The sequence below is a fragment of the Pseudoalteromonas sp. SWYJZ12 genome (assembly GCF_015864395.1).
Taxonomy (GTDB): Bacteria; Pseudomonadota; Gammaproteobacteria; order Enterobacterales; family Alteromonadaceae; genus Pseudoalteromonas; species Pseudoalteromonas arctica.
On the sequence record NZ_JADYXH010000001.1, the window covers coordinates 112,635 to 126,734 of the forward strand.

Genomic DNA, 14,100 nt, shown 5'->3' on the forward strand with positions numbered 1-14,100 from the left:
TACCCTAGCAGCTTTGTATGCATCACGTTAGTATAGTGTTCTACTTAAGTTACATAACGATAATTACATGAGCATAAAAACAAACGCGTTAATTTACTTTTTAGCTTTTTGCAGCGGCTTTTGCATAATGGGCATTGAGCTTTTAGGTGGGAGAATTCTTGCCCCCTTTTTTGGCAGTAGCGTGCATATTTGGGGCAGTATAATTACTGTGTTTATGCTTAGTTTATCTTTTGGGTATTTACTTGGTGGTAAACTCAGCACTAAAAATGCATCCCTTACCAAATATGGTTTAATATTTTTAATTGCCAGCATTATGGTTGTGCCTATTACATTATTTTCGCAGCCTATAATGGAATTTATATTTACCCATATTGAAGATAGCCGCTACGGCTCGCTCTTAGCGTCAACTGCTTTATTTTTTATACCTACCGTTATTTTAGGAATGATCTCGCCCTACTCTGTGCGCTTACTGGTAACAGATAGCGATAAAAGCGGCCAAGTTGCTGGGCGTTTATACTTTGTAAGTACGCTTGGTAGTGCCCTGGGTACTATTATTACCTCGTTTTACTTTGTGCTCGCGTTTGACGTAAATACAATTATTAGCGCCTTTGCTTTAACACTTGGGGCACTGGGTTTAGTCGCGATTGTTATTAATACCTTGGTTAATAATAAGGGGCTTGCTCATGCTTAAATATTTGCTACTGCCATTAATTGTGTTGTCAGGTTCTGCGTTTAGTAAGGTTATTCATGAAGAACGCTCGCTTTATCGCAATATTATTGTTGAAGAAACAAGCGACTTACGTTGCCTTAAATTTAATACTAAAAGTAGCCAAACAAGCCAAAGTTGCATGTATAAAAGCAATCCCGACAAACTTGTTTTTAATTACACAAAATTGACGTTTGCGAGCCTTTTAGTAGCCGACAACCCTAAAAGTGTACTTATTATAGGATTGGGTGGCGGTACACTTTCTAACGTTATTCATGAGCTATACCCCACTGCAAATATTCATAATGTTGAAATAGATCCTGCAGTAACTAAAGTTGCACGCGATTACTTTAACTTTATAGAAAACGACTTAGTGACATCAAGCGTGCAAGATGGCCGTATTTTTATAAAACGCGCCGCTATTAAAAAGCAAAAGTACGATTGGATTATTTTGGATGCGTTTAACGGTGACTATATTCCGGAGCATTTGCTCACTAAAGAGTTTTTTGAAGAAGTACAAAGCGTATTAGCCGATGGTGGCGTTATTGCCGCAAATACGTTTTCAAGTAGTAAACTTTATGAGCATGAGTCGGCAACTTACCACGCTGTATTTGGCGACTTTATAAATGTAAGCCGCGAAAATCGCAGCAACCGTATTATTTTAGCGGGGCTTAAATCAATACCGAGCGAAGCGCAAATTAACACGCGTGTTAATGCTCTCGCCCCTAAATTAGTAAAATACGGTGTAGATATAAAAGCGATTAGCCAACTTATGCACTTTACTAAAGACGGCCAAGATTGGCCTGCAGATACAAAAGTACTTACCGATCAATACTCCCCAGCTAATTTACTTAACTTTTAAAATCCCCTAAACCTCACCATTTTTTTACAGGTGAGGTTTAGCAAATATTTTGCCACTTCCCGCACTTACACATATTTACTTAGCAAGCTAAGTAATGATAAAATAGTTAGCTTGCTAACTATGTTGGGATGGCTATGCCTACACAAAAACCTTTTCACGAGACGCTCGATTTAACAGTTATCGGTAATATGGGCCGAGTTCATCGCTTATGCCGCGAAGCAGTAACCATTGCTGTTGAGCCTTTGGGGCTTACTCAGTCGCGCTGGACTGCACTAATGCATATAAATATGCGTGGTGAGGGACTAACACAACTTGAACTTGCTAATAGCTTAGGGATAGAAATGCCTTCACTGACTCGCACGCTTAAGCAATTAGAGGAGCAATCGTTAATCGTTCGCCGTGTAGACAAACATGATAAGCGCAGTAAAAGACTCTATTTTACTGAGCAAAGTGATGCCATTTTACATTCATTGCAAGAGACCATTTCCGATATAAAAAATCAGTTATACAGCGGTTTATCTGTTGAGCAGCTAGATGCCATTGCATTTGGTTTGATCAAAATAGAGCAAAACGCCCTTAAATGTATTCAAGTTAATAAGTAAGGCTAAAAATGACACCGGATCAAAAGTTTGCACGCTATGTAAGGTTTTCTCTCATAGGGTTTATCTTAGTATTTATTTACTATTTAGTGGCCGATATGGTTTTGCCTGTGACACCACAGGCACGTGTATACCACCCTGTTGTGCAAATATCACCGCAAATTAGTGGCCGAGTCACTAGTGTGCAAGTTAATAATAACCAACCAGTTAAAGCGGGCGATATATTATTTAGTATCGATGAAGGCCCATATAATTTAGCCAAAGAGCAAGCTCAACTCGCGCTTGATGATGCCAAATTACAAAACAAGCGTCTTGATACCAATGTTAAAGCCCTTGAAGCACAAATTAGTGCCGCAAATGCTAAGCAGCATGAGCAAAAGCTATTAAAAAGCAGAGGCGAAAAACTCTATACTCAAAAGTCTATATCGGAGCAAGAGCTTGAAAGCATTCGTGCTAATTTTGAAGCCAGTAAAGCAAATGTTGCGGCTCTAGAAGCGCAGTTAGCTGAAGCAGTTTTAGCTAGAGGTGACTCAGGTAATAAAAACTTAGCTATGCGTCATGCTGCTAACCAGTTAGCGCAGGCTGAGTTAAATTTATCCTACACGCAAGTACGTGCACTAAGTGACGGCGTAGTTGCTAACTTACAATTATTAGACGGCGCATACGCAGTTGCAGGTAGCCCATTATTAGCTATTGTCGCTAAAAAAGCCGACTTAGTTGCCGACTTTAGAGAAAAGTCACTCTCAAATATGAAGCAAGGCACTCAAGCGCGCGTCGTATTTGATAGCCGCCCAGGTGAAGTTTACGACGCAATACTAGAAACATTTGAAGCAGGTGTTAGCAACGGTCAACTTAGTGCAAATGGTTTACTAAGTACAACAGAAACCAGCAATCGTTGGGTACGCGATGCACAGCGTCAACGTATTCATTTAAAGCTCGTAAATCATCAAGACTTAATAGCGAACATGCCAAGCGGGTCACGTGCAACAGTACAATTATTGCCCGAATCGACAATTGGGCAATGGTTTGGCTCTGCACAAATTAGATTTATTAGCTGGTTACACTACATTTATTAATGGAGGCTTTATGACTCAAATTGTTAGCCAAGGCCCACAATTAGACTCTAATGGCCTTCGCCAAGCACTACGCATTGCAGGTGGATGCACCCTTGGCTTTACTATTAGTAAATTAATGAACTGGCCTAATGGTATATTTTTTACCGTTTATCCTATGTTGATATTGGGCATGGTACCTACGTTAAGTCGTGGGCTTATAAATCAATTTATAGCATCTGCTGCATTTAGCGCGCTTATAGTGCTGATAATGCAGGGATTGTTTTCTCACTTACCAGTCGTTATGACATTATTAGTGTTTGGTGTTTTTTGCTTTTTATTTTACCAAATGAGTAGCGGTAGTGCCTTTTTATTTGGCGCTTTAGGCGTGATAAGCCTTTCTATTCAGCTACATTTTTCGAGCTATGTTGATGAAGGAAATAGTATTTATCCGTTAATTTTAACTAATGGTTTGGCTATATTTTTAACCGTTGTTATTGGAGCATTAATGCATGGCCTATTTCCTGATGTAACCGCAAGGCCCGGGCGAGTAATGCCAGCTAAAGCAAAAGAAAGTATTCGCCATGAGGTATTGTTATGCTCAACCGTGGCTACGCTCTCTTTTGTGGTTTTTCAGGTTCTTGATTTACAAGACTCAATATCTGCGCAGGCAGCTTCTGTGCTTATTTTGTTTTCATTGTGCTGGAAAGCCGCAGGTATGGCTGGTTGGCAGCGAGCAATTGGAACGCTTATAGGGTGTAATGCAGCGTTACTATCGCAACTATTTTTGTATAGTCACTCTGATTTTTTACTTTTTCCGATGGCTATTTTATGGATACTTTCGTTTCTTTTTGCGCGTTTTCATATTTTAGGCGGAGGCATACCTGGTATTGGTTTTGGTGTGTTGACTACGTTTGGTATTTTATTTGGGAACTCACTCGGGCCAGGCCAAGATCTTGTTTATAGCGCAATGTACCGGTTTAGCTCGGTATCGGTGGCTATAATATTAAGTTTGTGCGTTGTGTATATTATGCACCATATACTTAATCGGTTTAGTGTAACTCGCCATCATACTTTTGATTAGGTAAATCTTGTTTTATAAAACTAAAGGCTGCAATTGCAGCCTTTTTTATAAGCTTAGTTAAGCTATTTTAATGATATAAATAAACTATAATTTTGTTTTAAATACTCACCAGCAGCTCTTTGTACACAATAAAGTTTTTAGTCTTTTTGGGTGATAAGGAGCGTAAGCACACCCGCTATAATTCCCCAAAAAGCAGACCCCACTGAGAGTAATGTTAAGTTAGATGCTGTTACTAAAAAAGTAACAATTGCGGCCTCCGTATATTTAGTACTACTAAGGGCTTGCTGCAAACTATTAGCAATGGTGCCAAATAGCGCAATGCCCGCCAAAGCTAAAATAAGTGCCTGCGGTAAACTTGCCACCAACCCGACTAATGTAGCCGCGCACAGCGCCATTAAAATATAAAATGCGCCCGCCGCTATACTCGCCCAATAACGTTTATCAGGATTTTCATCCGCTTCATCACTCATACAAATAGCAGCAGTAATAGCGGCTAAATTAATAGAATAAGCTCCAAACGGGGCACTAAGCATATTTACAAAACCAGTAACATTAAGAGACGCAGATATAGGCGCTTTATATTTATGCGCTTTTAAAACAGCAATACCCGGTAAATTTTGCGAGGTCATGGTAACTATATAAAGTGGTAAACCTATGCTAATGCATGCTTGCAAGTGAAAAACGGGTTCAATATAAGCAAATTCGCTCATTTTCCAGTGCAGTGCGCTGGTATCAATATGGCCCATTTGCCAAGCGAGTAATACACCTATAATAAGCACGCTTAACATAGCAAAGCGGGCAAAAAAGCGTTTACCAATAAAGTACATAACAACCATTAAGCCAATCACTAAAGGCATGTCGTTCATAAAATTAAAAACATCAATACCAAAGGTAACAAGTACGCCGGCCAACATGGCGCACGCAAGCTCACTTGGAATACGGTTCATTATTTTTTCAAACCAGCCCGTCACCCCCGACAAAAAAACGAGCAATGCACTGAGCATAAACGCGCCAATAGCCTCGTTTAAGTTATACCCTTGTGCACTTGAGATCAGTAATGCAGCCCCGGTGGTAGACCACGCAATTAAAACAGGCACTTTGTAATAGTACGACAAACCTATTGACGTTGTACCCATCACTAAACCAAGCATTAAAATCCAACTAGCTACTAAATCGGGCGTGCCTCCAAGGGTTATCACCACCTGATAAATCAATGCAATAGAACTCGAAAAACCAATAATTACAGCCACAAGTCCTGCTGTAATTCGGTTAAGCAACTGATCAGACACCTTCATAAATCCCTCGTAATGCCATTTATGCAGCACACAACATACGTGCCCGATAAATGCATTGCAATTAGCGATTAGTTTACAAAGAGTGAAAAAAATTCACTTTTTATTTTTCATTGTAATTAACGTCAAAAAGTCACTTTTAACCATTGTATTTAACTAAACAAACAAGTACCCACAAACGCGCCAAAGGCCGCATAAACCCTACAAAAAACCAATACTAAAAAGAGTGAAAAACATACCAAAAATAAATATCCCTATATTTTATAATGAATTATAAAATATAGAATTAATTCTTTTCGGTTACATTTATTATCTTGATCTAATCCATTTAATAATATAAAACGTAACAAACGGTTAACCAAAAACACTAAAAGAGAAACAAATGAAGAGATCTGTCGTCTTACTAATTGCTATACCATTATCGGCATTTGCAGTTTATGGGCTATTTTTTAATGCAGATGAAACGGGCGAACCTATCGCGCCTGTTGCTATTGATTTTGTTCCTATTGATTTACAAAAAACGCGCAATACACATCCCCCTGCACCTATTGATATGAGTAAAGATCCAATTACCGTTAAACCCATTGTTGCCCCTGACAACAATTTACCGTTTGAAGAATTTGATGCCGTAAATCGCCTATCCGACAAAGCAAAGCAAGTGCTTATAAACGCAAAAGTTTTACCTACCGACTTACATAACGAAGCCTACATTGAGTTTGATTTAAATTCTTTACAGGCGTTAGAAACTGGCGAAAATTTTGATTTAGCTATTCCGCAAACAGCCGAAACATTCACCGCAGAAGTGACTAATGTGGTTGAGTCTGAAAATGGCGATAAGAGCATATTTGGCAAAATAGTGGGTGTTGATGGCCGTATGCATAATACCGTTTTAACGGTAGGTAAAGATGCCGTGTATGGTCAATTTACTGCGCCTTCTGGCAACTATGTATTCGAAAGTAAAGGTAAGTACGGATGGATTGCAGCAAAACGCGATTTATATAAAAGCCACATAGAGCATGAAGTAACCGCACCAAAACCCAAATCAGATAAAAGCATTGATATATTTGCACCAAAAATTGATGGCTAACCAATAATCAAAATATAAAAAAACAACTAAAGCCGCACTATAAGGCAGCTTTAGTGTGTCTGCTTTTTATGAGCTCAACCAAGTTAAAAACAAGTTCCAACCACAACAAGAGTAAGGAAATACAATAATGAAAAAAGTAATCACAACAACCGCACTGGCTGCGGCATTATGTGCAGCAAGTGTTGCACAAGCAGAAACAATCGATATCGGTATTTTATATACCGACCAATCAGCTGCTGCAACTAGCAATATTGACACTAAAATAAATCAACTAATTGCTTTTAGTAATCAGGTATATAGCCAAAATGGCGTTGATATAACACTACGCTTAGCTGGCAAACAAAACTTAGGTGACTATGCAGTAACGCCGTCTGAGGATTGGTTAGATTCGGTTACAAATAGCAGCTACGTAGATGGTTTACGCAGCGATTGGAAAGCCGACATGATTGCCGTATTAGGTACTGGTCAAAGTGCTGGCAATGGGCTTATTTCATGTGGTTTAGCATGGGTTGGCCAAGGCACTAATGGCAATCTATACAGCTCAATGAGCAGCCGTATGTACTCAATCACTGCAATTGATTGTGGTGCAACTACATTTGTACACGAACTTGGTCATAACCAAGGTTTAGCGCATTCACGCAAACAAGGTGATACGTCTGGCGGTGTATATGTAGATGGCATGGGTCACGGCGTACAAAACGAGTTTGCAAGTATAATGGCTTACCCGCACGTTTACGGTAGCGCAACTCAGTACGATTACTTCTCTAACCCTGGCTGGAGCGTAAACGGTATTGCATTTGGTATCACAAACCAAGCGCATGCAATTCGCACAGTTACTGCTACAAAAGCAAGTATTGCTAACTTTAAATAAGCTGCCCAATAAAAAAGTGGGCTAAATAGCCCACTTTATAGTTTTAACATGTTCTTCCCTGCAGAGCGCTTACGCGCTCTTTTAGATTAGGCTAATGCACAACGATTTTTTGCTTAATTGCTGGCATTAATGTTTTACCATTGCCATCTACTTTGTTTAACAATTTAAGTCCCATCACTTTTGCAAGTACTGGGTAAATATCAAGGTTATTTACTTCTTTAAGGCTTACACCTTGTTTAAATGCAGGGCCTACAGCAATAAATGATGCTGCCATATCCTCGGTATATGCATAACCGTGAGTCCCTAAATAGGTTGGTTTTTTACCATTGGTAAATACCGCTGGCGCTGTAGTTTGCACCACAATATCGCCTACGCGAGTGCCTTTATTGTAATGATACGCTGCTAATTGTTCGTCAGTTAATACTGTATAACGACCGCTTGACGCATCTCGTAAACGTGCTTTGTAACCTTCAATATCAGCGTTTTTAGCATCCGGTTGGGTATAAATAAGTAAACGTGGGCCAGTATTTTTAACTAAAAAGTTTTCATCTTGAGGCAGTGTGGTTACATCAATGCTTTTATCTGGATCTATACTCGTCATACCATGATCCGACACAATAACTAAGTTTACCTCTTGCTCTAATTTACTTAAGCGAGCTTGTAATTGCCCCATTAATTCATCAAGCTGTTTAACTGCATCACGCGTTTGTGGTGCGTCTGGCCCAAATTCATGGCCCATGCTATCAACTAGCGAAAAGTAACTCGCAATAAAACGTGGGCGCTGTGCTTTTGGTAAGCTTAACCACTGAATAATTTGATCAACACGGCTTTGGTAATCGCTGTATTTAGAATAGTGATAAAAGTAATCTGGTGTCATGCCGTTAAATAATGCATCTGACTCAGGCCAAAAATAAGTAGCCGATTTAAGTCCCTGCATTTTGGCTAAATTCCAAAGCGGAATACCCTTTACCCATGTGCTATCGCCCAATGCTTTGCCCATGCTGTAACAGTCGTTTTTACGCGCTTTATCACAAAAGCTATTATCAACAATGCCATGGTTTACTGGCAGTAAGCCCGTAATAATAGAAATATGGTTAGGAAACGTTTTAGTTGGATAAACAGGTATTAGTTTTTGTGCGCGAACACCGCGCTCGGCCATTGCTTTTAAATTTGGCGCGCCGTGTTTTTCAATATAATCCCAACGCAGGCCATCAATTGATACAAGCACCACAGTTTGCTCTTTTGCAGCAAATGCGCTGTTCATTCCTAACATTAGGCAAATTGATACTGCCTTTAAAATCCACTGTTTCATTATAAACACCTATAAATGCACAACAATTACTCAAAAAATTATTTTAAAGCAAGTTGTTACTTTATGATACAAACTGATAGATTAAACCCTGTATATTAAAGACAAATGACTATGTGCTAAAAACTATGCCAGTCATCAATTGTAAAAAAGGACAAGTATAAAGATGACCATAGATTTTAGTAAAAAAATAACGCCAGCACGAATGTACCGCACAACCTCTAACTTACAGATGGCGCTAGAAAGCGACCGTGGACGTATTATTAACAGTGCCGCTATTCGCAGGCTGCAGCAAAAAACACAAGTGTTTCCGCTTGAGCGCAACGCAGCTGTACGCTCTCGCCTTACCCACTCGCTTGAAGTTCAACAAGTTGGTCGTTTTATAGTGCAACGTATTTTTGCTAATTTAAGCTACCAACAGCAAAAAGATTACGGCTTAACCGACCTAGAACGCCCGCTAGAAAGTTTAGTAGAAATGGCCTGCCTAATGCACGACATAGGCAACCCACCGTTTGGGCATTTTGGCGAAGCGGCTATTAACCACTGGTTTAATAACAACTTGGCAAGCGTAACACCCGAGCGCTGTAAAGAACCAAACACCGGTATAGGTGTTGTTTTTAAACACCTTGCGCTTGATATTTGTAACTTTGAGGGCAACGCTCAAGGCATACGTATAATTCATTCTTTGCAAACGCTTAATTTAACCTACAGCCAAAGTGCTGGTATTTTAAAATACACTCGCCCTGCTGGGCTTGATGTAAAAGACATACCCCAAAATAAAAACTACTTAATGAAAAAAGTGGGTTACTACTACAGCGAAAAAAACTTTGTTGAAGCGCTACAAAAAGAGCTCACTATTGAGCCTTACTGCCGCCATCCTGCAAGTTACATAATGGAAGCCGCCGACGACATTTCGTATTGCCTAGCCGACATAGAAGACGCCGTAGAAAAAGACATAATAAGCACTGAGTTGCTGTGCGAAAAACTTAAAAGTAGTTACAAAAAAGTATTAATAAACCTGTTAATCGACGACGCTCAACATCAAAATTTTGTAGACAAAGCCGTAGACTACGCACTAGAGCGTGCACAAGCACAACCCTATAATTTTAATAGTGAATTTTTTATATACTTGCGGGTTGCATTGCTACATCCGCTAGTAAATCACGCCGCAAAACGCTTTATCGAAAATATAGAACCTATTTATCATGGCGATTTTAACCAAGCGCTTTTAGAAGATAGAAGCCATCTACATGCAGTAACTAAAACACTAAAGCAGGTAGCGCTTGAGCATGTATTTTCAAACAAAGAAGTCGAAAAATTAGAGCTACAAGGGTATCGCATAATTAATGGTTTGCTCGATTGCTATAAACCATTACTGCTACTAAACAAGGATGACTTTAAGCGTGCACTAAATGGCGATTCACGTTTATTAATAGAGTCGCGACTTGTTAAAAAGCTCTCTAAAAAGCACTTAAATAGTTACCAACACGCAATAGATGCGATGCAAGAAGAGCCCGATCACTTTGCGGCATACGAGTTTTATTATCGTTGTAGATTAATCCAAGATTATATAAGCGGTATGACCGACCAATTTGCTTACGATGAATATCGCAGCCTTATGGTTATTGATTAGTTGTATTACTCTGGATAATTTTTAATTTTGCGCTTAAAATCAAACTATTAATATTTAAGCGCGCATAACTTCATGATATCAAAACTAATTAGATTTACCCTTTGCTTTGCCTTATTTTATAGTGCGCAAAGTGCTGCATACAACGAAGCTATGTGCATTTTAATTAAACAAGAAATGCAGCAAAATAGTAATAATAAAGCGAGTCAAAAATATCGTAAAGCTGCGCGTGATTACAAAAATAACTGTAATAAGCCAAAAGAAATTCAAGCACAACCTAAGCCCCAAATAATAGAGCCTGAGCCGACTATTATTACTCAGCCACAACCTAAAATTGTTGAACCTGCCCCTATAATTAAACCTACTGAAGAAGCTGTTAAAGAAAGCATCAACGAGCAAATCCTTAATTTAACTAATGATCAAAAACAACAAATAAACGATCAGCTAAATACCAACAGTAACGAAATAGTAATTGACGCAGAGCCAACAAAAGCAGCACCCGAGCAAGTAGTTACAGAGCAAAAAAACGAAGCTGTGATAGAGCAAGTAAAACCGGCGACGCCAGAGCAAAGCGTTCAACCTGCGTCTGAAAAGCCTGTACCTTTAAAATCAGCACCGGTGTTAACTAAACCAGCGCCTGTAATTGCGCCGCAACCTGTAGCACAAAGCCCAAGCTCGTTACTTTTACCCACTTTAATACTTGTTATAGTGGTACTTATTGGCGCTATGATAGTCGTGCGCCTGCGCCGTGCAAAACAAAGTAAAGCGATGGCAGAACCGACTATAGCGGCTCCACCTGAAGTTAAATCAGAAAAAATTGCTACGCCAGCTAAACCTGAAATTAAAGCAACAAAGCCAGTACAAACAACAAAAGAGCCAGAGATTGAGCCTGTCGTCATTAACGAAGCAACTCAAAATAATAAAGCAGTTGAGAGCAGCGTAGCGACAAATGAAGAGTCAGTGGAACCTACTAACACAGCGCAGATCTCAGATGAGCAAAACAACGTAGTTACTCCATCGCAAACAAGTGAAATTGAGTCTGCACAAATGGAGCCAGCAGATATTTTAGAGCAAACAAGTACCGCTACGTTTAACGAAGTAAAACAAAAACCAGAGCCTAATACCGCCGAGTTTGAAGCCGCCGCCAAAACAACCTTAGAGCGCATTAAAAATGCCAGCAGCTTTAATGAGCCAGAGGTACGCGATTTTGACCCAGATGCAAAGCCAGTAAAAAAACAACGTAAGCACTATACAGCGCAAGTAACGGAATCTGCGCCAATAGAAGCCGAACATAACACTGTAGAGCCGGTTATTACTACTCCTGAGCCAGTAACAGCGAGTGAGCCGGTTATAGATTTACACGCTCCAGAGCAAATATCTGACGCTCAATCGACTACGTATACAACCGAGCAAGACTTTAAAGAACCAGAAGTGCGTACATTTAACCCAGATGCACCATTACCTGGTGAAAAGCCGATGCCTAAAAAAGAAGACGCGATACCTGAGCAAGCACAAACAACACCGCTAGTTGATGAGCCAGTAATTGAGCCTAAAAAAGCAGACAGTAACAATCCATTTGCTAACTTGTCGTTAGACTCAAGCTGGGATCCTGACTCGGCTGAAAAGCCCAAAATAGAAGAGAAAAAACGCGCCCCTAAATCACAAGCATTAATAGATGCAGAAGAACGCGCTAAAAACATGCAAACCAAATAGTAAGTTTTAAAATAACGCTTCATATTGTGAGGCGCAGTTTTAGTAACCAAATAATTAACTGCTTTTTTACCCCATATTACTTACACTCTTATCCCATCCTAAAATGCGCCCTAGTAATTAGAAGCTTCACTCCTCGCGCAAACAAGCTCAGCGCCTAGTGCAATATTCAAGCTTGATAGTCTTTTGTGAGCCTACACTTGTTGACGCGATGGGTGCAGAGCATACATTTAACAGGTGGTATTTTTAGACTGGAGTTTACGGCTACGTTATCCGCAGCCATAAATTAAAGTAACTTGGTCAACATGCCCTAATTAAAAGTCCTAGTTAACAGCCCTAGCGGTACGTTTATTTTTAAGCTTTAACCCGCCAATTAATAGCAGTGGCCCTATAAACATAGCAAGGCCATACACGCCACCGGTAACCGCGTATTCTGGTTTATTCAAAAAGCTAATAGCAATTAAAATAGCTAACGATGCATTTTGAATTCCAACCTCAATTGAAAGCGTCAACGAATCAGTTAAATTTAATTTTGAGCACTTAGCAATTAACCAACCAACAACCATTGAACCAATATTAAGCGCTATGCACGCCCAAAATACATCGTTAAATGAGCTAACTAATAAATCGCGCTCTTTTATTACTAGTGCGGCAATCATCATAAGCATAAAAAACAACGAGAAGCGTCTAAAAAACGGCTCTGCTTTAATGGCAAAATCACTTTTAAAATGACGTAACCAAATGCCTATAGCAACTGGCACTAAGGTAATAAAAAATAGCCCTAATGAAGTAGTTAAAATAGAAAAAGTAGCATCGTCTGCTGGGGCAAACTGACTCATAGCAAAGCCAATAATAAACGGTGTGGTTATTATACTAATTGCGGTAGAGGCAGCGGTTAAACTTACCGAAAGCGCTAAATTAGCTTTAGCAAGCTGGCTTACTACATTTGACATAGTACCGCCGGGGCAGGCAGCTAATATCATTAAACCAATAGCGATAGGCGTTGGTAGGTTAAGTAAATAACACAGCCCTAATGCTAATAAAGGCATTGCTACAAGTTGGCCTATTAAACCCATAACAATGGCAAGCGGGCTTTTAAATAGACGAGTAAAATCGTTTGTTGTGAGCCCAAGACCCATACCAAACATAATAAGTGCAAGAGCGAGCGGAAGTATTACTTCAGTTAATATAGATGCATTCAAATTAGACAGCCTCGTTTGTTATTGTTTTTAATTGGAGTGTTAATTTTTAAGTTAACTGTAACGCCTCTTTGCAATAGCTAGAAGCATTACTTATTTAAAATAGTCGCAATGCGTTTACCCAGTTCTGGAAGTACATCTAGTTCAAACCATGGGTTCTTTTTAAGCCATATATTATTGCGCGGACTGGGGTGTGGAAGCACTAAATAATTTGGCCAATACTCACGCCACGATTTTACTAACTCCGTAAGTGGCATTTTTTTAGTCTCCGGTAAATGATACGCCTGCGCGTATTTACCTAATACTATTGTCAGCTCAATATTTGGTAGTGCAGCCAATAATTGCTCGCGCCATGCTGGGGCACATTCTTTTCTCGGTGGTAAATCACCCGACTTACCCCTACCCGGGTAGCAAAAGCCCATAGGTAAAATTGCTATATTATTAGCATCGTAAAATTCATCCCTTGTTAGCCCAAGCCATTCTCGTAGGCGGTTTCCGCTTGCATCGTTAAACGGCACGCCTGTTTCGTGAACTTTTATACCCGGTGCTTGGCCCGCGATTAAAATACGTGCGTTTGGGTTAAATTGTATTACAGGTCGAGCCCCTAAAGGTAAATGAGGGTCACAGATCACGCATTTACTAACTTGGTCTATTAATTGGTGACTATTCATGTTTATTTGGCCTTAAATGCTTAATTTT

The 14,100-nt window shown here is 39.7% G+C and carries 13 protein-coding genes; 9 read left to right on the plus strand and 4 right to left on the minus strand.

Translation table 11 applies throughout. The features are described 5' to 3' along the window. The first annotated feature begins 67 nt into the window (after positions 1–67). The 5 genes from I6F42_RS00475 to I6F42_RS00495 all read left to right on the plus strand — a co-directional run bounded on the left by I6F42_RS00475 (position 68) and on the right by I6F42_RS00495 (position 4,303). On the plus strand, positions 68–691 hold the full coding sequence (locus I6F42_RS00475; RefSeq protein WP_007583564.1) for a fused MFS/spermidine synthase: 624 nt from the start codon (positions 68–70) through the stop codon (positions 689–691). Continuing rightward, a complete protein-coding gene (locus I6F42_RS00480; protein WP_101216032.1) occupies positions 684–1,568 on the plus strand; it encodes a spermidine synthase in 885 nt (294 codons plus the stop codon). Before I6F42_RS00475 ends, I6F42_RS00480 begins: the two co-directional genes overlap by 8 nt. A gap of 134 nt (positions 1,569–1,702) precedes the next feature. Continuing rightward, positions 1,703–2,170 carry a MarR family transcriptional regulator gene (locus I6F42_RS00485; RefSeq protein WP_007583567.1) on the plus strand — a complete coding sequence of 156 codons (468 nt, stop codon included), beginning with the start codon at positions 1,703–1,705 and terminating at the stop codon, positions 2,168–2,170. An 8-nt stretch (positions 2,171–2,178) separates the two neighbouring features. Beyond that, positions 2,179–3,243 (plus strand): HlyD family secretion protein, encoded by a 1,065-nt coding sequence (locus I6F42_RS00490; RefSeq protein WP_121953524.1) that lies wholly within the window; start codon positions 2,179–2,181, stop codon positions 3,241–3,243. Positions 3,244–3,253: 10 nt separating this feature from the next. Continuing rightward, positions 3,254–4,303, plus strand: coding sequence for a DUF2955 domain-containing protein (locus tag I6F42_RS00495; RefSeq protein ID WP_197149909.1), 1,050 nt, complete (start codon positions 3,254–3,256; stop codon positions 4,301–4,303). Between the two features lie 137 nt (positions 4,304–4,440). Here I6F42_RS00495 and I6F42_RS00500 read toward each other — a convergent pair whose 3' ends face one another. After that, entirely contained in the window at positions 4,441–5,598 is a 1,158-nt protein-coding gene (locus tag I6F42_RS00500; protein WP_197149919.1) for a benzoate/H(+) symporter BenE family transporter, read from the minus strand. Between the two features lie 379 nt (positions 5,599–5,977). Between I6F42_RS00500 and I6F42_RS00505 the strand changes: the two genes are divergently transcribed. Continuing rightward, the gene (locus I6F42_RS00505) at positions 5,978–6,682 is read left to right on the plus strand and encodes a hypothetical protein (protein WP_182692382.1); all 705 of its coding nucleotides are present in this window, start codon (positions 5,978–5,980) and stop codon (positions 6,680–6,682) included. A 127-nt stretch (positions 6,683–6,809) separates the two neighbouring features. Then, positions 6,810–7,553, plus strand: a complete 744-nt coding sequence (locus I6F42_RS00510) for a zinc-dependent metalloprotease family protein (protein ID WP_197149923.1) — start codon at positions 6,810–6,812, stop codon at positions 7,551–7,553. 91 nt (positions 7,554–7,644) lie between these two features. Here I6F42_RS00510 and I6F42_RS00515 read toward each other — a convergent pair whose 3' ends face one another. Then, positions 7,645–8,865, minus strand: coding sequence for an alkaline phosphatase family protein (locus I6F42_RS00515; RefSeq protein ID WP_007583578.1), 1,221 nt, complete (start codon positions 8,863–8,865; stop codon positions 7,645–7,647). 163 nt (positions 8,866–9,028) lie between these two features. Between I6F42_RS00515 and dgt the strand changes: the two genes are divergently transcribed. Next, the gene (dgt, locus tag I6F42_RS00520) at positions 9,029–10,495 is read left to right on the plus strand and encodes a dGTPase (protein ID WP_007583580.1); all 1,467 of its coding nucleotides are present in this window, start codon (positions 9,029–9,031) and stop codon (positions 10,493–10,495) included. Positions 10,496–10,567: 72 nt separating this feature from the next. Beyond that, positions 10,568–12,205, plus strand: coding sequence for a cell surface protein (locus I6F42_RS00525; protein WP_197149926.1), 1,638 nt, complete (start codon positions 10,568–10,570; stop codon positions 12,203–12,205). A 320-nt stretch (positions 12,206–12,525) separates the two neighbouring features. On the opposite strand, the gene I6F42_RS00530 is transcribed toward I6F42_RS00525, so the two are convergent. Both I6F42_RS00530 and I6F42_RS00535 read right to left on the minus strand, forming a co-directional pair. After that, the gene (locus tag I6F42_RS00530; RefSeq protein ID WP_024591551.1) at positions 12,526–13,404 is read right to left on the minus strand and encodes a bile acid:sodium symporter family protein; all 879 of its coding nucleotides are present in this window, start codon (positions 13,402–13,404) and stop codon (positions 12,526–12,528) included. Positions 13,405–13,490: 86 nt separating this feature from the next. Continuing rightward, on the minus strand, positions 13,491–14,072 hold the full coding sequence (locus tag I6F42_RS00535; protein WP_197149928.1) for a uracil-DNA glycosylase family protein: 582 nt from the start codon (positions 14,070–14,072) through the stop codon (positions 13,491–13,493). Between the last annotated feature and the right edge of the window lie 28 nt (positions 14,073–14,100).

Bases quoted from the DNA above. Each gene is read 5' to 3' on its own strand.
- I6F42_RS00475 (WP_007583564.1), top strand. From the start codon at position 68: ATGAGCATAAAAACAAACGCGTTAATTTACTTTTTAGCTTTTTGCAGC.
- I6F42_RS00480 (WP_101216032.1), top strand. From the start codon at position 684: ATGCTTAAATATTTGCTACTGCCATTAATTGTGTTGTCAGGTTCTGCG.
- I6F42_RS00485 (WP_007583567.1), top strand. From the start codon at position 1,703: ATGCCTACACAAAAACCTTTTCACGAGACGCTCGATTTAACAGTTATC.
- I6F42_RS00490 (WP_121953524.1), top strand. From the start codon at position 2,179: ATGACACCGGATCAAAAGTTTGCACGCTATGTAAGGTTTTCTCTCATA.
- I6F42_RS00495 (WP_197149909.1), top strand. From the start codon at position 3,254: ATGACTCAAATTGTTAGCCAAGGCCCACAATTAGACTCTAATGGCCTT.
- I6F42_RS00500 (WP_197149919.1), bottom strand. From the start codon at position 5,598: ATGAAGGTGTCTGATCAGTTGCTTAACCGAATTACAGCAGGACTTGTG.
- I6F42_RS00505 (WP_182692382.1), top strand. From the start codon at position 5,978: ATGAAGAGATCTGTCGTCTTACTAATTGCTATACCATTATCGGCATTT.
- I6F42_RS00510 (WP_197149923.1), top strand. From the start codon at position 6,810: ATGAAAAAAGTAATCACAACAACCGCACTGGCTGCGGCATTATGTGCA.
- I6F42_RS00515 (WP_007583578.1), bottom strand. From the start codon at position 8,865: ATGAAACAGTGGATTTTAAAGGCAGTATCAATTTGCCTAATGTTAGGA.
- dgt (WP_007583580.1), top strand. From the start codon at position 9,029: ATGACCATAGATTTTAGTAAAAAAATAACGCCAGCACGAATGTACCGC.
- I6F42_RS00525 (WP_197149926.1), top strand. From the start codon at position 10,568: ATGATATCAAAACTAATTAGATTTACCCTTTGCTTTGCCTTATTTTAT.
- I6F42_RS00535 (WP_197149928.1), bottom strand. From the start codon at position 14,072: ATGAATAGTCACCAATTAATAGACCAAGTTAGTAAATGCGTGATCTGT.